Source organism: Streptomyces goshikiensis (assembly GCF_014650555.1).
Taxonomy (GTDB): domain Bacteria; phylum Actinomycetota; class Actinomycetes; order Streptomycetales; family Streptomycetaceae; genus Streptomyces; species Streptomyces goshikiensis.
Window position 1 is genome coordinate 870,418 of sequence record NZ_BMVE01000002.1, and the last position, 18,762, is coordinate 889,179.

General features: G+C 74.5%; 14 protein-coding genes. 8 read left to right on the forward strand and 6 right to left on the reverse strand.

Annotated features, from left to right (window positions below):
• Positions 1-41: 41 nt before the first annotated feature.
• Positions 42-1,844 carry an AfsR/SARP family transcriptional regulator gene (locus IE248_RS09065; protein WP_190030358.1) on the forward strand — a complete coding sequence of 601 codons (1,803 nt, stop codon included), beginning with the start codon at positions 42-44 and terminating at the stop codon, positions 1,842-1,844.
• A 68-nt stretch (positions 1,845-1,912) separates the two neighbouring features.
• Here IE248_RS09065 and IE248_RS09070 read toward each other — a convergent pair whose 3' ends face one another.
• The 6 genes from IE248_RS09070 to IE248_RS09095 are packed head-to-tail and all read right to left on the reverse strand — an operon-like array spanning position 1,913 to position 9,892.
• Positions 1,913-4,051 carry a prolyl oligopeptidase family serine peptidase gene (locus tag IE248_RS09070; RefSeq protein WP_229895191.1) on the reverse strand — a complete coding sequence of 713 codons (2,139 nt, stop codon included), beginning with the start codon at positions 4,049-4,051 and terminating at the stop codon, positions 1,913-1,915.
• 11 nt (positions 4,052-4,062) lie between these two features.
• Positions 4,063-5,541, reverse strand: a complete 1,479-nt coding sequence (locus tag IE248_RS09075; RefSeq protein WP_190030360.1) for an MFS transporter — start codon at positions 5,539-5,541, stop codon at positions 4,063-4,065.
• Positions 5,538-6,467: a DUF6895 family protein gene (locus tag IE248_RS09080; RefSeq protein WP_073796736.1), complete on the reverse strand. Its 930-nt coding sequence runs from the start codon at positions 6,465-6,467 to the stop codon at positions 5,538-5,540. Before IE248_RS09080 ends, IE248_RS09075 begins: the two co-directional genes overlap by 4 nt.
• A 2-nt stretch (positions 6,468-6,469) precedes the next feature.
• Positions 6,470-7,696, reverse strand: coding sequence for a radical SAM protein (locus tag IE248_RS09085; protein ID WP_190030505.1), 1,227 nt, complete (start codon positions 7,694-7,696; stop codon positions 6,470-6,472).
• Between the two features lie 38 nt (positions 7,697-7,734).
• Positions 7,735-8,697 (reverse strand): DUF6895 family protein, encoded by a 963-nt coding sequence (locus IE248_RS09090; protein WP_100580233.1) that lies wholly within the window; start codon positions 8,695-8,697, stop codon positions 7,735-7,737.
• The gene (locus tag IE248_RS09095; RefSeq protein WP_100580541.1) at positions 8,669-9,892 is read right to left on the reverse strand and encodes a glycosyltransferase; all 1,224 of its coding nucleotides are present in this window, start codon (positions 9,890-9,892) and stop codon (positions 8,669-8,671) included. Before IE248_RS09095 ends, IE248_RS09090 begins: the two co-directional genes overlap by 29 nt.
• A 528-nt stretch (positions 9,893-10,420) precedes the next feature.
• Between IE248_RS09095 and IE248_RS09100 the strand changes: the two genes are divergently transcribed.
• From IE248_RS09100 to IE248_RS09130, 7 genes are all read left to right on the forward strand, one after another.
• Positions 10,421-11,506, forward strand: a complete 1,086-nt coding sequence (locus tag IE248_RS09100; protein WP_073796734.1) for a radical SAM protein — start codon at positions 10,421-10,423, stop codon at positions 11,504-11,506.
• Positions 11,503-12,165, forward strand: a complete 663-nt coding sequence (locus IE248_RS09105) for an iron-containing redox enzyme family protein (protein ID WP_100580231.1) — start codon at positions 11,503-11,505, stop codon at positions 12,163-12,165. The genes IE248_RS09100 and IE248_RS09105 overlap by 4 nt, the downstream gene beginning before the upstream one ends.
• The gene (locus IE248_RS09110) at positions 12,162-12,404 is read left to right on the forward strand and encodes an aroma-sacti cluster domain-containing protein (protein WP_008742540.1); all 243 of its coding nucleotides are present in this window, start codon (positions 12,162-12,164) and stop codon (positions 12,402-12,404) included. Before IE248_RS09105 ends, IE248_RS09110 begins: the two co-directional genes overlap by 4 nt.
• Before the next feature lie 41 nt (positions 12,405-12,445).
• Positions 12,446-15,598: an adenylate/guanylate cyclase domain-containing protein gene (locus tag IE248_RS09115; protein ID WP_190030361.1), complete on the forward strand. Its 3,153-nt coding sequence runs from the start codon at positions 12,446-12,448 to the stop codon at positions 15,596-15,598.
• Positions 15,595-16,428 carry a S8 family peptidase gene (locus IE248_RS09120; protein ID WP_073796731.1) on the forward strand — a complete coding sequence of 278 codons (834 nt, stop codon included), beginning with the start codon at positions 15,595-15,597 and terminating at the stop codon, positions 16,426-16,428. The genes IE248_RS09115 and IE248_RS09120 overlap by 4 nt, the downstream gene beginning before the upstream one ends.
• A gap of 25 nt (positions 16,429-16,453) precedes the next feature.
• Positions 16,454-17,044 carry a GAF domain-containing protein gene (locus IE248_RS09125; protein ID WP_073796730.1) on the forward strand — a complete coding sequence of 197 codons (591 nt, stop codon included), beginning with the start codon at positions 16,454-16,456 and terminating at the stop codon, positions 17,042-17,044.
• 166 nt (positions 17,045-17,210) lie between these two features.
• Positions 17,211-18,716 carry a GMC family oxidoreductase gene (locus IE248_RS09130; protein WP_190030506.1) on the forward strand — a complete coding sequence of 502 codons (1,506 nt, stop codon included), beginning with the start codon at positions 17,211-17,213 and terminating at the stop codon, positions 18,714-18,716.
• Positions 18,717-18,762 lie beyond the last annotated feature (46 nt).

The window sequence follows — 18,762 nt, forward strand, 5'->3', positions numbered from 1 at the left end:
GGTACGGCCAACTCCCCCGTCACCCTACGGAGGTTCGCTCGATGCCGCGTCCGTTCGCGAAGCCCGCAGCGTCACCCAGCCCGCTCAGGTACCGCGTCCTCGGCCCGCTCGCGGTCCACCGGGACGACCGGGCCCTGCCCCTCGGCCCGTTGAAGCAGCGGGTCGTGCTGGCCACACTGCTCGGCTCCGCCAACAGCCCGGTCTCCGTCGACGTGCTGACCGACGCGGTCTGGCAGGAGGAGCCCCCGCGCACCGCCCGCAAGAACCTCCAGGTGTACGTGAGCGCCCTGCGCGCGCTCCTCGCGGACGACGAGCTGGACCGGCCGCGGCTCATCCACACGGGCGGCGGATACATGCTGCGCGTGGCGGAGGACGAGCTCGACCTCCTGCGGTTCCGCTCCCTGGTGCGGGCCGCCGAGGGGCAGGGGCCCCGCCCGGCCGCCCGACTGCTGCGCCAGGCACTCGACTTGTGGCAGGGACCGCCGCTGGGAGACGACCTCCGGCTGTCGCCCCGGCTGGCCGAGGAGGCCGAGCGGCTGGAGCTGCGCCACCTCACGGCCTACGAGGGCTGGGCGGAGGCGGAGCTGGAGCTGGGCGGCGCGCCGGCCGTGGTCGAGGGGCTGCGGGACCTGGTGGAGCGGCACCCGCTCCGGGAGCGGCTCCGGTCCGCCTGGATGCGCGCGCTGAGCGGCTCCGGCCGGCAGGCCGAGGCCCTCGCGGCGTACGACGACTACCGGCAGCTCCTCGCCCGGGAGCTGGGCCTGGAGCCGGGCGGCGCGATGGCGGCCCGCTACCGGATGATCCTCGCGGGTGACGACCGGGCCGGGACGGGCGCCGCCGCCCGGCCGCCGGCCGCTCCGCCGCCCGACCTCCCCGACTTCACCGGGCACGGCGAGGAACTGCGCTACCTCACCGACCGCTTGGAGGACGAGGGCGCCGGCCGCATCGTGCTGCTGTCGGGCCCCGCCGGGGCCGGGAAGACCACGCTGGCGGTGCGGGCCGCCCACCTGCTCGGGGACCGGTTCGCCGACGGGCGGCTCTGCGTGTCCCTGCGTGACGCGGACGGCCGTACCCGCTCGCTCCCGGCGGTGCTCGCGGAGCTCGGTGAACGGACCGGCCAGGCCGGGCTGTCCGGGCCCGAGGCGTGGCGGGAGTGGCTGGCGCGGCACCGCGTACTGGTGATCCTGGACGACGTGCCCGACGAAAGCGCCGTACGGCCGCTGCTCCCGTGCGGCGGGCTGGGCAGGGTGCTGCTCACCGCCCGCGGCCAGCTGGGCGGTCTGGCGCCCGTGGACCGGGTCTGCGTACCGCCGCTCGGCACCGCAGAGTCGGTGCAACTGCTCGCGGGGCTCGTCGGCGAGGGACGGGTGCGGGCCGACCGGGAGGCCGCACTGCGCATCGTGCGCGCCTGCGGCGGGTCGCCGCTGGCGGTCCGGGTGAGCGGGATGCGGCTCGCGGTGCTCCGCCACGTGCCGCTGCGGGAGTTCGCGGACCGGCTCACCGACCCCGCCGGGGCGCTGGACGAACTGACCTCCGGGGACGTGTCCGTGCGGCGGTGGCTGGCCCACGGCTGGGAGGCGCTGCCCGAGGAGTGGGGCCGGGACGCGGGACGGCTGGCCGCGGGCACCGGGGAGGGGCCCTTCGGCCTGACCGAGGCGGCCGAGGCCCTCGGCTGCGACGAGCGGCGCGCCGTGAGGGTGGTGGAGGCGCTCATCGACGCCGGAATGGTGACTTCGCCCTGCGGTGAGGTCACCGCTCACGCGGCGCAGTACGAACTGCCCCACCTGATACGCCTGTACGCGCGCGGCTCGGGGCTCGGTACCCCCACCCCCGTACTGACCTGAGGCCGAGCGCTGCCCGGGCTCAGGCGCCGGTTCCGGCCGCCCCCCCGTCGGCGGCCGGAACCGGCGGGTCACGGGGACGCCGGAGCGGTACGTCCCGGGGGCGGGAGCCCCACCTGCCCCGCCAGGAAGGCGAGGCACTCGGCCTGCAGGGCCACCGCGCGGGACGCGGAACGGTCGCCGTGGCCGACCCCGCGCTCCAGCCGCAGCAGCACCGGACCGGTACCCGAAGAGGCGTGCTGGAGCGCGGCGCACATCTTGCGGGCGTGCAGCGGATCGGTCCGGGTGTCGCCGTCCGCGGCGACCAGCAGCACCGCCGGGTAGGCGGTCCCGGGCGTGACCCGGTGATAGGGGGAGTAGCCGAGCAGCGTCGGCAGCAGGGCGGGATCCTGAGCGCTGCCGTACTCGGGCGTCCAGCTGGGCCCGAGGCCGGACAGTTCGTAGCGGACCATGTCCAGCAGGGGCGCCACGCACACCACGGCGGCGTACTTCTCCGGCTGCTGGGTGAGGGCGGCGCCCACCAGCAGCCCGCCGTTGGAGCCGCCCATGATCGCGAGGCGGCCCGGTTCCGTCCAGCCCTCGGCGATCAGGTGGTCCCCGGCCGCGGCGAAGTCGTCGAAGGTGTTCTGCTTGTTCCTCCCGCTGCCCGCCCGGTGCCAGGCCTCGCCCTCCTCGCCGCCCCCGCGCAGGCCCGCCCAGGCGAACACCCCGCCGGCCCTGACCCAGGCGAGGACCTGGGCGCGGTACCGCGGCGACATCGTCCGGCCGAAGCCGCCGTAGCCGGTCAGCAGCGCGGGGCGCGCCACGTCCGGACGCCCGGTGGGGGAGATCACGAACATGCGCACCGTCGTACCGTCCCGCGAGGGGAAGGCGATCTGGCGGGTGACCGCGCCGCCGACGCCCGGGGCGTCCGGGGCGTCGCGCTCCCAACGCGAGGCGCGGCCCGTCCGGGCGTCGAAGCGCAGGATCCGGGGCGGAGTGACGAAGTCGGTGTAGGCGAAGTAGGCCTCGTGACCCCCGGGCGGCCCGGCCGAGAAGTCGCCGACCGCGCCGGTGCCGGGCAGCGGGACCGTGGCGACCTGCCGTCCCTCGACCAGGTCGTGCACGGTCACCTCGGCCACCGTGTCGCGGGTCCAGGCGGCCAGGCCGAGCGGGTGTTTGAGCTCCGGTCCCGACAGCACGACGAGGTGGGTCAGTACCGCGTCGGGCCGTTCGGGGATCACCTCGCGCCAGGCAGCGGGGCCCAGGGCCAGTTCGGCCGGCCGGCACGCGACGACGCGTCCGCGAGCGGCGTCGCGGTCGGTGCGCAGCCACACCAGGTCCCGCGGACCGGTGCCGGGCACCGCGTACAGGCGGGTGGCGGCGTCCATGCCCTCCTGGACGGGCCGCAGTTCCGGGCGCTCCAGCGGCCCCGCCGACAGGTCGGCCAGGTAGAGATCGGTGCCGCGGCCGGTGCCGAGCGTGGCCGTGACGCCGAGCCAGCGGCCGTCCGCGGTCACGGACACGCTGTAGAACTGGGTCTTGTCCCGCCCCTCACCGAAGACCAGGGCGTCCGTCTCGGGGTCCGTGCCGACCCGGTGCAGGCACACCCGGCGGTGGTAGCGCCCCTCGCCGGGGTGCGGCGAAGGGTCGAGGTTCCTGACGTAGTAGAACGCCTCACCGCCGGGCAGCCAGCCGATCGACGACCTGCGCACCCGGTCCACCGGCCCGTCGACGATCCTCCCGGTGGCCACGTCGAGCACCTGGAGCAGCGAGTCCTCCGTGCCGTTCCGGGACACCTGGAAGGCCAGCAGATCGCCCTCCACGGAGGGCTCCCAGGCGTCGAGCACGGTGCGTCCGGACGGGTCGAGGGCACTGGGGTCCAGCAGCACCCGCCCGGTCGGATCAGCTCCCGCCTCCGCCACCATGAGTACCGGATGCTCCTGGCCGGCGTCCTGCCGCAGCCAGAAGACCCTGCCGCCGCGGACCTCGGGCGAGCGGGCGCGGTCCACGGCGTCGATCGCCGCCACCTCCGCCTTCCAGTGCTCCAGGTCCGCCCAGGACGCCCGCTCCGCCTCGTAGAGCGTCTGCTGCTCCGCGCTCCAGCGGAGCGTCGCGGGGGACTCGGCGTCCTCCAGCGGGCGGTACGGGTCGGGGACGCGCAGACCGTGCGCTTCCTCGACGACGTCCTGCCGCTCCGCGTGCGGATAGCGGCGGGTTTGCGGGCTCACTCTTTGCTCCCTCATCCATCGGTGGGTCGGGGGTCGTCGGACCGGTCGGTGGCGCGGGCGGAGAGTTCCCCGTCGTCGTGGTGGGCCACGACCTCGGCGTCCTGCCTCTCCTTCGCCGCCGGGTCCGCCTGGTCCGCCGGCGCGGCCGTGTCCTCGCCCGCTCTCGCGGCGGGCTTCCCGGCGCCCGTGTCGGGCAGGGCGGCCATCGCGAAGACGCCGGCCAAGAGGACGATCAGTCCCGACGCGGCGATGATCGTGTCGACGGGGCCGAACCGGAGCCCGCCGAGCGAGCCCCCGACGTCCCGCAGCACGGATCCGGCGAGCCAGCCGGACAGGGCCGCGGACAGCATCGACGCCAGCCTCGTCACCGGGTAGAACACGGCCATCACCCGGCCCCGGTAGTCCGGGGGCGCCGCCGCGAGCAGCAGCGGTGACATCGCGGTGTTCAGCATGGTGAGCGGAACGGCGAACGCGAAGAGGAGGGCGACACCGCCCAGGAAGCCGGTCTGCCGGGAGTAGGCCACCAGCAGCACACCGCTCACCAGCAGGCCGATCCAGGTGGTCCTTCGCGCCCCGAGCCACTGCACCATCCGGCCCCCGCACAGCGCTCCCGTGATGCCGCCCGCGCCCATGGCCATGCCGAGGTATCCGTAGAGGTGGGCGTCCGCGTGGAGGTTGTCGGTGGCGAAGAAGACGTTGAGGGTGCCCAGCGCCCCGGCCCCGAACTGGCCTATGACGGCGAGCAGGAGCAGCGCCACCAGGAACCGGCTGCCCGCGAAGAAGCGCAGTCCGTCCATGAACTCCTTGCGCAGCGCGCCCTGTTGCCGCTCGACGGGCCCCCGCTCGGCGGCCGGCCGGGCGGAGCCGGTGCCGAGCTCGCGTGCGCCGATGGAACGGATCGCGATGTACGACACCGCGTACGAAAGGCCGTTGAAGAGCAGGGCCCACTGCAGTCCGACGGTGAACAGCAGCGGCGCGGCGAGGGGCGGCCCGATGATCCAGGCCGTCTCACCGGTCGCCTGCGCGATGCCCGCCGCCCTGGCGCGGTCCGCATCCCCGGTCACCAGGTCCGCGAGGACCGCGAAGCGCGCCGGGGAGAAGAACTGGCCGGCCGCGTGGAGCAGGAGCACGGTCACGTAGATCAGGGCGAGCCAGACACCGGCCGGGAGGGCGCCGGCCGGCAGGAAGGTGATGACCGTCAGTACGGCCACCAGGACGCCGCGGAGCACCTCGCTGCGCAGCATCGTGGCGCGCTTGTCCCAGCGGTCGACGAACACGCCCGCGAGCGGACCGATGACCAGCACGGCGACGCCCGAAGCCATCACGATGCCGCTGACCGCCAACGGCGCCCACGACTCGCCCTTCGCCAGCACGGTGGCCACCCACAGCACCAGCGTCGTACTGAAGACGGCGTCCCCGACGGACGAGACGGCCTGGCCGAACCAGAGCCGGGTGTAGTCGCGGTTGATCAGGGTCAGCCGCGGCGTCATGACGGCCTCGGCGACGCGACGATCAGCGCCATGAGGGCGGTGACCAGGGTCGTGTGGTACGCCGCCCGGAAGAACTCCCCGCCGGAGGCCGACGGGTCCGCCGCGCTCGCCGCAGACCGCCCGGGGAGCGCCCCGTCGGGCCGCTGGGCCCGCACCAGGCACTCCACGGCCGCGGCTCCCGAGGGTGTGTCCAGCGGCTCGCTCCCCAGGATGAACTGGGTGAGGACCAGCTCCGCGGCCAGGTCCCACAGGTCGTGCTCGACGCTGTGGCGCAGCAAGCGGTCGACCAGGTCCCGGGCGTGCGCCAGGGCGTCCCCGCCCAGCCCGGGGGCGGTCCGGCCGAAGTCGCCGAGATAGAAGGCGGTGTGCGTCACGGCGTACGCCTGCGGGAGGGTGAGCGGCGCGCCGTCCCCCGAGGGGGCCTCCCCGGGCCCGGCGGCGCGGAACGCGACGAGCGGGCTGTGTGGCAGGAGCTCCGTGTACGGCTCGATGGTGTGGCGGACACCGGCCTTGTCCGCGTAGTGGCGGACCTCGACGCGCTGGTAGGGGGACTTCCCCCGCGGCGAGAGGAAGGCGGGGTCGAGCCCCGCGAGCACCGCGCGGACCTGGGCGTCGTCGATCGCGTCGGGGGCCAGTGCGGCGTAGATCAACCCGTAGCCGGACGTGTACTTCGGGACCTCGGCGAACAGCCGCGGGAGGTCAGGGTCCTGCCAGAGCCCCCGTACCAGGGCCCCGGCCTCGCCCAGCGCCTGCGGGGGCTCGGCCAGGCGGTCCGCGCAGTGGCAGAGCAGCGCCAGTTCCAGCGCCGCCTTCGCCCTTGCGAGGGGCGCCGACCGGACGTTCGCCGAGAACGGGTCGAAGAAGTCCAGATTCCCGCCCAGCCAGCCGAGCGCGCCGGCGGAGAGCTGCTCCAGGGGTGAGGACATGACTACAGGCGCCCCGTCTCGTGCAGGTAGTCGAGCAGGGCCGTGTCGACGGAGTCGCGGAATCGCGCGAGGGTCCGGGCGTCCTCGTCGTAGCGGTAGAGGTCCTGGCAGGCGATCCAGCGGTCGCGGGTCTCCGCGCCCGGCCGGTAGCCGTCGGCGGCGGTGCCGACCTCCCAGTCGGGCTTGCCCGCGGTCTCCCAGCAGCTGGCCAGGGTGCCGTCCGCGCTGACCACCGCGCCGTAGCGGCCGTCGGTGTGACCGCAGGTGACACAGGTCTTGCGGGCACCGGGGCGGGCCACGGTGAAGCCGAGGTCGAGCGCCCGGCGCTGCCAGCGGGTGAAGGCGGCGGGGAGTTCGCCCGTGTGCAGCAGGCTGTTGGCGTAGCCGACCCCCACGTCGCCGATCCGGGCGAAGTACAGCGTGCACCGGGCGGGGTCGAGCGCTCCGGCGAGCCGGTCGATCAGGGCGTCCACGCCGTGGAAGGTCTCCTGGGAGACGTTCACCCGCAGCGTCCACTGGAGCGCGGTGTCCTCGGAGGCCTTGGCCATGTTGCCGACGATCTTGTCGAAGGTGGCGCCGCCGTCCGCCCGGCCGACCCGGATCCGGTCGTGGTCGGCGCGGTCGCCGTCGAAGGTGACCTGGACGGAGGTCAGCCCCAGGTCGGCGAGCCGGCGGGCGAGGGAGGGGGTGAGCAGCGTGGCGTTGGAGATCATCCAGGCGGAGGTCGGCGCGATCCCCGCGGCCCGCTCCAGCAGTTCGAGACATCCGCGCGGGTTGAGCAGGGGCTCCCCGCCGAAGAGCAGGATCCGGAGCTTGTCCAGGCCGGCTTCGGACATCTGCCGCTCGGTGAAGCCGAGTATCTCGGTGATGGTCTTCGAGGTGAGGCGGGTCTGGGCGATCCGGGGCGGCCGGCTGCCGCCCGCCTGGTCCTGGGCGGTGTTCTGGAAGCAGTACCCGCAGCCCAGGTTGCAGTGGGTGCTGGTGAGGACGGTCAGCGAGTAGGAGCTGATCCGGCCGGGGGTGAACATGCCGCTCTCGTGCAGCCGCTGTTCCGCGTCGGGGCGCAGGCCCCCGTCGGCGGTGACGTGCCGGTCGCGCAGACGAGCCACCCCGCCCGGGCCCAGGAACCACCAGTTCCGCTCGCCCTTCAGGAGGCGGGCGCCGAAGGGGAGGGGCTCGCGGGTCTCAGCGGCCGTCACCGCCGGTCCCGAGCCCGGGGGCGGGCTGATGTTCACGGGCAGGCCGATACTCACCACTTGGTCGATGCTCACAGGGCCTCCCTTTTGGCCGTTGCCGCTGTCAGGGCAAGCTCGTCGGTCCGGCCGCCGGTGACGACGAGCGTCATCAGCGCCACGGCGAGGGTCACTTTGTAGGACTTCCGGAAGTACGCCACGGGTGTGGCGTCCGCCGGGACCCGCTCGCTGGCGGAGCGCCCGGGGATCGCCCCGTCAGAGGCCTGGGCCGCGCAGAGCATCCGCAGACCGGCCGCCCCGGAGGGGGTGCGCAGCGGATCCGCGCCCAGGCAGTACTGGGCGAGCAGCAGCTTGGCCACGACGTCCCAGTCGCCGAGGGCCACGCAGTGGTCCGTCAGCCGTTCCACCACGCGCAGCGCCCGCGCCCGCTCCTCTTCGGGAAGGCCGGGATCGCGCAGGCCGAAGTCACTCAGGTAGAGGAGGGTGTGCGCGACCTGGCAGCCGTCCAGGTCGGCTACGGGCAGCGTGGCGGCGCGGGGGAGCGAACTCGCCTCGTACAGCTCCTCGTACGGGGCGAAGTCGTGCGGGGCGCCCGCGAGGTCGGCGTAGAACCTGGCCTCCAGATGCAGGAACGGCGGCTTCCGGCCCGGCGTCAGGTAGCTGCCGGCCGCCAGCCGGTCCAGTACGGCACGGGGCGCGTCGGTGACGGCCCCGGCCGGTGCCAGCGCCGCGTACATGAGCTCGAACTGCCGGGCGTGCCTGACTTCGAGGGTGAGGAGCTGAGGGAAGTCGGGACGCTGCCAGACGTGTTCGACCACCCCGGTCACGCCGGCCAGGGAGGGGTCCGCGGGCGCGCACTTCTCCCAGTAGCGGCGGAGCATCGCGAGCTGCAGCAGGGCCTTCACCCGCGGGGTCACCGGCAGTTCGGCGTGTGCGGCCGGCGAGTCGAGGTAGGCGGCGTGCAGCCCTATCCACCGCCGCGTGCCCACCGACAGGCCGGTCACGGCCTCATCGAGGTCTACTGATCGCGTACTCATGGTTCTCCTTTGAGGAAACGGACGCCTTGGCCGGGGGAGCGGCGGACGCCCCGGCCACCCGCTCGACGACGTCGGCCGCGCGTACCGCGTCGTCCATCGCGGCCAGCCTGCCGCCGAGGACGTGAGCGCGAGCCCGCAGACCGTCGTCCCGCCACGCGGACTCCAGCAGCGGCGAAGCCTCCACGGACGGGTTGTTCGGGAAGTGCACGGCCACGCCGGCCCGCATACAGGCACCGGCGAGCAGGGGCTGCTCCGAGCCGTTGGGCGAAAGTGCGAGGGGCCGGCCGCGCAGGAGCGCGGCCAGCACGGGTGCGGAGGTGCCGCTGCTCAGCACGAGGCCGGCGCGGTCGACGAGCGGTCCCATCCATCGTTTGCGGACCAGCAGGATGTCGGCGTCCGGGGCGGGCCGCGGGTCGGTCGAGCGGCCCTGCTCGACCACCGCCTGGAACCTGCCGCCGGTGAAGGCCTCGTTGAGCCGCGGCCACAGGCTCCTGCCCTCGAAGAAGCGGCCGAGATGGACGTAGACGACGGGCTTGCCGGACCGCGACAGGTGATCCCCTATCGCCTCGACCTCCGCCGGGTCGGCTGCCGGTTCCCAGGACAGCGGACCCACGTGATGGACCCGCTCGGGCAGCCGCGCACCCGGATACTCCAGCTCCGGATCCCCGCGCAGGAGCAACGCGTCGCCCAGCAGCGGCTCGTCCCCCCACCGGGAGGCGCGCCCCGCCAGACCGGCCTGCTCCCGGAGGTCGGCGTGGAGCCGCAGGCAGTCATGGGTCCGGCTCTGCCGGGTACGGCCCAGGTGCGGCTCGTCGTCGCCGCCGGACCGGTAGTCCCACAGGTGCACCGAGAGCCCGACCACCGCCACCGGGATGTCCAGTGCCTCGGCGGCGAGCAGGGCGCCGTTGCAGAGCACGGAGGTGACCAGCAGGTCGGCCCCCGTCTCCCGGGCCGCGCGTACGACCGCCCGGTACTGTGCCGCTCCGGTCGGCCCCCACCACGTCGCGGAGAAGGCCCGGTGGCCCCCGAAGTCCTCGGCCGCCGCGAACGGCAGTCCGGCACCGGCGGCGACGGGCGCCGCGGTGGACCGGCCCAGCACACTGACGTCATGGCCCCGGCGCCGTAGTTCGCGGCCGGCCGCGATCGCCGGGTAGAGGTAGCCGCCGTCGCTGAGCGGACAGAGAAGGATCTTCATGACGTGCCGCTCCATCGGTGTGGCGGTTCCGGTGCCGGGGTGGCCGCGGGCCCCCGGCTCAGGGCAGGATCTGCCGAGAGCCGGGGGCCCGCGCGGTGCTCAGACTCGATGACGAGATGTCACATCTCGTGGGAGTTGTTGACGATGCAGCCGGCCTCGGCCTCCTCGTCCTCGCGGTGGGCGACGACCTCGATGTCCTCGTTCTCGGTCTCGGGGTTCGTGTTCTCGGGCATGTCGTTCTCCTTCGGTTGACGGCGTCGCTGCGCCGGCTGAGAAGAAAGTTACGGAGACCCGGTACGGGACCGCCTGGCCACCGGTTCGGCGCCGGTATACGCCGACCTCACGGGCGCGGTACGCCCCCGGGATCCCTCCGTACGCCCCGCCGCGCCCCGGCGCCCACCCGCGCCGACCTGCGGATCAACCGGCAACCAGGCGTTCGTGAACCGGAAGCCTGCCGCGCGCGGGCACGATCCGGGCCATGACCCGCGCGCGGCACGGGCGTGCGGCACGAGCAACAGAGGAGGAGACGTGGAGCTGGCTGAGCTCATAGGCCTGCGGCCGGTGCCCTGTGGTGGCCTGCTGGTGGCGCTCACCCGCCGCTGCCCCCTGAGCTGCGCACACTGCTCCACCAACTCCTCCATGACGGTCTCCGGCGAGCCCGACCCGGAACACCTGCTGCGCTTCATCGGTTCGTTCGGCGCGGAGGACCGCCCCGAGGTGGTCATGCTGACCGGCGGCGAACCGCTGCTGCTGCCCGAACTGGCGGCCCGCCTGGCCGGTCTCGCCCGCGCCGCGGGCTCCCGCGTGGCGCTGCTCAGCGGAATGTTCTTCGCCCGTGACGGACGCGTACCGGACCGGATCATGCGAGCGATCACGGCCCTCGACCACTTCTCGGCGAGCCTGGACGTCCACCACGAGCGCGAGGTGCCACGCGCCGATGTGCTGCGCGCCCTCCGGGCCGTCCTCGACGCCGGGATCCCCGCCAGCGTCCACCTCACCGGTACCGGGCCCGACGACCCGTATCTGGCGGACGCCGTCGCGGACATCCGCCGCGTCTTCGCCGGCCGGGTGCCCATGCTCGTCAACGAGGTCCGGCCGCTCGGCCGCGCCGCGGGCCTCGTCCCGGCGACACCGGCCGGACCGGACGGCTCCCGGGCGACGCCCTGCACCCTCGCGGCCTGGCCGGTGGTCGCCTTCGACGGGACCGTGGCCGCCTGCTGCAACCAGTGGACGGTGGACCGCCGCCCCGTTCCCCCGCACCTGCGGCTCGGACACATCGCCGAGGACGACTGGCCGGCCGTCCGCGAGCGCTCCCTCGGCTCCCCGGTGCTGCGGATGCTGCGCTCCGTCGGCCCCCAGCGGCTGCACGCCCGCTACGGGACCTCGCCCGCCCCGGCCGGCTACTGCCGCGGCTGTCACGCACTCGCCGACCGCCCCGAGGTCCTCGCGGGCGCGGCCCGCGACGCCGGCGGCCGGGTCGGCGAACTCCTCGACCGGCTCAGCGCGGAGCAGCAGCTCGCCGCCGGACCCGCCGCCCTGGTGAGCCGCCTGGGCTGCGCCCGCTACGCGCACCTGGTCGAGTCGGTTCCCGCGGCCGGGAAGAGCGGCCGATGACCGCCACCGCGTCCCTCGCGCTCAGGACCAAGCTCACGCCCACCACCACCGTCTTGAGGGCCGCGACCGCGGCCCTGTGGCGACCGGAAGGGCTACGCCGGCGGTACCTCCGCTACCTGGCAGCCATGCACCCGCTCGTAAGGGCCTCGGTGCCGTTGCTGGAGCGGGCCGCCGAGCGGTGCGCCGGGCTGGACGACCCGGGCGCGCTGAGCCTCGCCGCGTACTACACCCGCCACGCCGAGGAAGAGCGCGACCACGACACCTGGCTGCTCGAAGACCTCGCCGCCGCCGGTGCCGGGCCGGCCGCAGTGCCGCACCCCGTCGTCGTCGAACTCGCCGGGGCGCAGTACTACCGGATCGAGCACGAGCACCCCGTCACACTGCTCGGGTACATGGCGGTCCTGGAGGGCAACGCCCCCGGGCCCCGGCTCGCCGACCGCCTCGCCGAGGCCACCGGGCTCCCTGAGGGCGCGTTCCGCACCGTCAGGGAACACGCCGAGCTCGACGGCGGCCACCTCGACGAACTTCACCGGGTGCTCGACGAACTCGCCCCGGCCCCGGCCCGGCAGACCGCCGTCTCCGTCAGCGCACTGCACACGGCGAACCTGCTCACCCGGCTCTTCCTCTCCCTCGCCGCCGACCCCGGAGGACACCCGTGACCGAGGACACCACGCCGTACGAAGACGCCTCGTCCGGCGGTTCCCCCTCCGAGCCCACCCTGGAGGCGCTGGCCGCCGCGGGGTTCGAACTCGACACCCTCAGCGAGGAGCAGTACGAGGTCCTGCGCGCGCTGTCCCCGGAGGAACTGGCCCTGCTCGTCGACATCAGGGGGCGGCTCGACGCGGCGGCTCCCGAGGTGCAGGCCCATGCCGACGTGGCGGGCGGCGCCCTCTTCTGACCCCCGGCCGCCCCGCCGTCCCGCGTCCACCGGAGGAATCCATGCCGTGCACCTCGTGCCGGAGCGCACTGCCGCCCGCCGCCCGGTTCTGCCCCTTCTGCGGCAGCCCGTGCGCCCCCGGGCCGGTCACGGCCAAGCCGACCGGCCGCAAGGTGGTGACCGTCCTCTTCTGCGACCTGGTGGGTTCCACGGCGCTCTCCGGAGCGCTGGACGCGGAGACCCTGCGCTCGGTGACGCTCCGCTGGTTCGACCTGATGAGGCTGCGGATCGAGGAGCAGGGCGGCACCGTGGAGAAGTTCATCGGGGACGCCGTGATGGCCGTCTTCGGCGTGCCGACCGTACGGGAGGACGACGCCCGCCGGGCGGTCGCCGCCGCCCTGGCCATGCGGGAGGCGCTGACCGGGCTCAACGTCCGGCTGGAGCAGGGCGTCGGCGTACGCCTGGAGATGCGCATCGGCCTCAACACCGGCCAGGCGGTCACCGGTTCGGCGCTCCTGCGACAGGCCATGGTCTCCGGCGAGGTGGTCAACGTCGCCGCGCGCCTGGAACAGAACGCCGCCGCCGGGGAGATCCTCATCGGACCGGACACCTTGGCGGCCGCCGGGCCGGGCGTCCGCACGACGCAGACCGGCCCGCTGCTGCTCAAGGGCAAGAGCGACCGGGTCGCCGCCCACCGCCTGCTCGGCCTGGACGAGGAGGAGGGACCGGAGGCGCTGCGCCGCTTCGACCTCGCGTTCATCGGCCGGACCGGCGAACTCGCCCTGATCGGCGAGACGTTGGACCGTGTGGTGCGGACCCGCCGGGCCGAACGGATGGTGATCGGGGGAGAGGCGGGCCAGGGCAAGACCCGGCTCGTACGGGAGTGGCTCCACCGGGCCACGGCCACGGCGGGCGGCCCACGTCACGGCGTCGGGCGCTGCCGGGCCCGCGGCGAACAGCCCAGCCTCGGACCGCTCGCCGACGCCGTGGCCGACCTCCTGAGGAACGGCGGCGCGGCCGTACCCTCGCCCGAACTGGACCTGCTCCACCAGGGCCTGCTCCTGAGCGGGACGCCCCACCCGTCACCGGCGGACACCTGCGCCGCGCTCGCCAAGGTCCTCGCCGGGCTCTGCGAAGCGGAGCCCGTGGTGCTGGTGATCGACGACTGCCACTGGGCCGCGCAGCCGCTCTTCGACTTCCTCGACCGGCTGCTGCGGGCACTCGCCGACGCGGCCGTCCTGATCGTCCTCCTCACCCGCCCCCAACTGTTCGACGTACGGCCCGAGCTGGCCCCGTGCATCCTGCCGCTCGGCGGGCTCTCCGACGCCGAGGCACAGCTCCTCGCGGCCGAGCTGACCGGGGGCGCGGCGCACGGGGAGCCGCTCGGCCCCCGGGTCCTGGCACGGGTGGGCGGAAACCCGCTGCACCTGGAGCAGTTGCTGGTCGCGGGCATCCCCGTCGACGAGGACAGCGTCCCGCTCCCGCTCCAGGCCCTGATCGGCGCCCGGATCGACGCGCTCGACCCGGCCGAGCACCAGGCCCTGGGCCTCGCATCCGTCCTGGGCGGCGACTTCACCGCCGACGAACTGACGGCGCTCGCCGCACCTCCCGCGCCGGCATGGACCGCGTCCGAGCTCCTGCCCGTGCTGCACCGGCTGGTCCGGCACCGCCTGATCAGCCCGGACGGCGGGGCGTTCCGCTTCGCCGGAGGGCTGATCCAGGAGGTCGTCTACGCCAGCCAGTCCAAGCAGGACCGGGCCGACCAGCACGAACGGGCGGCCCGCCTGGACTCGGTCCGCCGGCGCGGCAGCGCGGCCGTCGGGGGCCATCTGGAACAGGCGTACCGCTACCGGGTCGAGCTGGGCGCCCAGGACGCGCACACCGACGGGCTGCGCCGGCGCGCCGCCGACGCCCTCGCCGAGGCCGGGCGGCTGGCGCTGGCCCACGCCGACCCCGTGTGGGCGGCCGACGTACTGGCCAGGGCCACGGCCCGGTACGCGGCGGGCGAGCCGGGAAGCACGGCGACGCGTCGGCGGCTCGGCCAGACGCTGCTGGACCTGGGGCGCGGCGCGGAAGGCAGGGCGCTGCTCGAAGAGGTGCTCGCCGAGGCCCTGGCCGGCGGCGGGGAGGCGGTGGAGAGCGCGCACGCCCGCCTCGCCCTGGCCTCGGTAGGCCGGTCCGCGGGAGCTGACGAGCCGGGCGAGTCACCGGCGGAGGCCGCCGGCGCCACCCTGTCGCTCTTCGCGGCGGCCGGCGACGACCTCGGCCAGGCCAGGGCCTGCCTGCGGCTCGCCCAGCGCGCCCAGGAACAGGGCCGGCACCGGTCGGCCGAGCGACTGCTCGCCCGCGCGCTGGACCACGCGGTACGCGCCGACGCCGAGCCCGAGCGGGCCGCGGCCCTCGGAGCGACGGGGGTCTCGCTCTGGCGCGGCCCCCAGCCGGTCGCGTACGCGGTGGCCCGCTGCCGCGCGCTCCTGGCCGACCAGGGGGCCGGCCGCCGGGCCGTCCGGCTGACGCTCAACTGCCCGCTGGCGGTGGTGCTGGCCCTCCACGACGACCACGACGGGGCCCTCGCCTGCCTGGCGGAGGCGGAGCACCTCGCCAAGAGGCTCGGCTACGCGGAGGCCGACGCCTTCCTGCCGATCTTCACCGCGACCGTCGCCGACCTGACCGGCCGCCGGGAGGAGGCGCTCCTGAGCCTGGAGCGGGCCGCCGCCGCCGCGCGGGACCTGGGCGCCACGGCGCTGCTGCGCAGCGCCCTGCTGGACTCCGCCCGCATCCGGCTGGACCTCGGCGACTGGCGCACCGCCCGCGACACCCTCGCCGAACTGGAGGGGGAGGGGGCGCAGCCGGCCCGGCCGCGCGCCGAGTCGGCGGACCTCGACGGCCTGCGCGCCCGGATCGCCGCCGCGCGGGGGCAGGCCGCGACGGCCACCCGGCTGGCCGCGAGGGCGCTCGCCACCGCCGGCCGCACCGACTCGCCCGTCGTCCAGGGCATCGCCGCCCTCGACCTCGCCCGTACCGCCCTCGCGCTGGGGCACCCGGCCGAGGCGGCCGCGGCGGCGGCGCGCGCCCGGGGGCGCTTCGCCGTGAAGGGCCACCTCCCCGCCGTACGGCAGGCGGAGGCGGTGGCCTCCCGCTGCCGCAGCCGCTCGCCCGGACACGGCCCCGCCGTCGTACGAGTCACCGGAGCCGGAAAGGAAGCACCACGATGACCACCGCACAGCAACCGGCGCCCGCACTCACCTGGGGCCTGCGGGGGCGGGGCCCCGCGGACGTGCCCGTGGAGGCCGACGGTCCGCCGGACCTGCCCGAGAAGGGACTCCTCGGAGGCACCGGGCGCGGCGTACGCGTCTGCGTGGTCGATTCCGGCATCGAACGGGACCACCCCATGGTCGGCCCGGTCGCCCAGTCGTGGCGGGTCTTCAAGGACGGCGACGGGGTCCACGTCGAGGAGACGGAGGAGGGGGACGCCTGCGGTCACGGCACCGCCTGCGCCGGGATCATCCGGCGCACCGCGCCGGAATGCGAGCTGTCCAGCATCCGGGTGCTCGGCGACCGGTTCTCCGGCAGCGGGGACGTCCTGCTCGAAGGAATCCGGTGGGCCGTGCGCCAGCGGTTCGACGTGGTGAACCTGAGCCTGTCCACCACCCACGACCGCTTCGAGGACGAGTTGCGCCGACTGGCCGACGAGGCGTACTTCCAGCAGACCGTGATCGTCGCCTCCGCGCACAACACGCGCGTGGAGAGCTTTCCCTGGCGCTTCTCCTCGGTGATCTCGGTCGGCAGCCACCAGGAGGACGACCCGGACCTGCACCTCTACAACCCCGAGCCCCCGGTGGAGTTCTTCGCCCCCGGCCAGCGGGTCCAGGTGGCCTGGCTCGGCGGTACGTCGATCCGCAGCTCCGGCAACAGCTTCGCCACCCCGTTCATCGCGGGGCTGTGCGCGCGGATCCTGTCGAGCGGCCCCCGGCTGACGCCGTTCCAGCTGAAGAACGCCCTGTACCTGTCCGCAGCCAACGTCCGTGTCCACGCAAGCCGGTAGCGACCGGCGCCGGAAGGGAAGCCCCATGGCTCAGACGATCGCCCCTGTCGTGTCCGCAGCACCCCGGCCGGATCCGGCCGTGGCGGAACTCCTGCAGACGGTGGTTGACACCGCGCGCGCCATCTTCGGCGCGCAGGCGAGCTCCATCATGCTCCTGGACGCCACGGCGGACGAGCTCATCTTCGAGGCCGTCTCCGGGCAGGGACAAGAGTTCCTGGTGGGGCGGCGGTTCCCGGCGGGCCGGGGGATCGCGGGGTGGGTCGCCGCCTCGGGGGAGCCGATGGTGGTCGACGACCTGCACGACAGCACTTCCTTCGACAGGGACATCGCCGAGTCCACCGGCTACGTCCCGAACGCGCTGATGGCCGCCCCGCTCATCCGCAGGGACCGGGTCCTCGGCGTGCTGGAGGTGCTCGACCCGTCCCCACAGGCCCGGTCCGGCCTGCCGGAGCTCGACCTGCTGGGCCTCTTCGCCCGTCAGGCCGCCGTCGCCCTGCACGTCCTGACCACCCACGAGCCCCGGCCGGCCCCGGACGCCCCGGACACCCCCGACGACCCTTCGCGCACCGAACTCCGCCGCCTGCTCTCGGAAGCCCGCCGCCTCCTCGGAGAGTGAGCGGCGCACCTCCCGCGGCCCGCGCGGTATGGCGCTGAGGTTCCGAACGGACGTCGCTGAGGTACAAGTACGGGCCGTGCCCGCATTCCTAAGATTCGACGGCAGAAGGGAAACCTTTCACGAAGCCCGGTGGCCGGACAGCGCTGCCGTGGGAAGCGGAGACATGATGGGCCAGAGTCCTTATGACCATGTCGTTGTCGGAGCCGGGACAGCGGGGTGCGTGATCGCCTCCCGGCTTTCGGAACGCCCCGGCGCGAGGGTGCTGTTGCTGGAGGCGGGAGCCCGGGACGCGACCGGGGCGATGGCATCTCCCTGGGGGTTCCTGGGGTTCGACCCGTCATCCCTCTGGCTGGGCGCCTCGACCGTGCAGGCCGGTACGGGCAGGGCCGCCGACGTGCTGCGCGGAAGGGCGCTCGGCGGATCGTCGAGCATCAACGGCCTCTACCACCTGCGGGGGCACCGCTCCGGATACGACGAATGGCCCGGACTCGGCGCTCCGGGCTGGGGTTTCGACGATCTGCTGCCCTTTTTCCGCCGCAGTGAGAGCGCTCTCAGCCGTGATGCCTCCCTGCGGGGCACGGACGGCCCGCTCGTGGTCGCACCGGTTCCGGAACCCCATCCGCTGGCCACGGCGGGGGTCGCCGCCGCGGTGCAGGCCGGGTTCGCACGCGCCGATGACATCGGCGGCGGGCTGGAGACCGGGTTCGGGTGGAGCGACATGAATCTGCCCGGCGGCGCCCGCCAGAGCGCGGCCGACGCCTACATCCGTCCGTTCCTGGACCGGCCGAACCTGGACGTCGTCACGGAGGCGACCGTGCAGCGGCTGCGCATCACCGCGGGCCGCTGCACCGGCGTCGAGTACACCGTGGGTGGCGAGCACCTGTCCGCCGGGAGCGCCGAGGTCATACTGACCGCCGGGGCCATCGGTTCCGCGCACCTGCTGATGCTGTCCGGGATCGGCCCGGCACGACACCTCGGCGAGCACGGCATCGGCGTCGTCGCCGACCTGCCGGGAGTGGGCTCCCATCTGCAGGACCACCCGATGGCGGGAGTGGTGTACGAGGCCAGCCGGCCCGTACCGTTCGTTCCCGCCAACCCGCCGGCCGAAATGATGGGCCTGCTGTACAGCGACCCCGCCGCGGCCCGGCCGGACCTTCAGGTCTACGTCGTCGCCGCACCGCTCCCGTCGGCATGGGGCACGCCGCCGGCGGGCGGCTACTCCATCGCCTTCTCCGCGATGGCTCCGCACAGCAGCGGCACCGTGCGCCTGGCGGACGCCGATCCCGCCGCCGCTCCCGTCGTCGACCCCGGCTACCTGAGCGACGACCGTGACCTGGAGGTCATGCGCAGGGGCCTGGCAGTGGCACGCCGCATCGGGGAGGCCGACGCGTTCGCCGACTGGCGCAAGCAGGAAGCGGTGCCGGGCTCGGGGGCGAGCGGCGAATCCGTGGACGAGTTCCTCCGCAAGGCCACCGGCCCCTACTTCCACTTCACCGGCACCTGCCGCATGGGAACCGACGCCGATGCCGTCGTCGACCCTGCGAACCTTCGCGTACACGGGATCGCCGGACTGCGGGTCGCCGATGCCTCGGTGATGCCGTCCATCCCCTCGGCCAACACCAACGCGACCGTCTACGCCATCGCCGAACGGGCCGCCGAACTGCTCGGCTGAGCCGTCTTCCGCGCCCACGGCGCTTCCCCCCCAGTCAATTGCATGT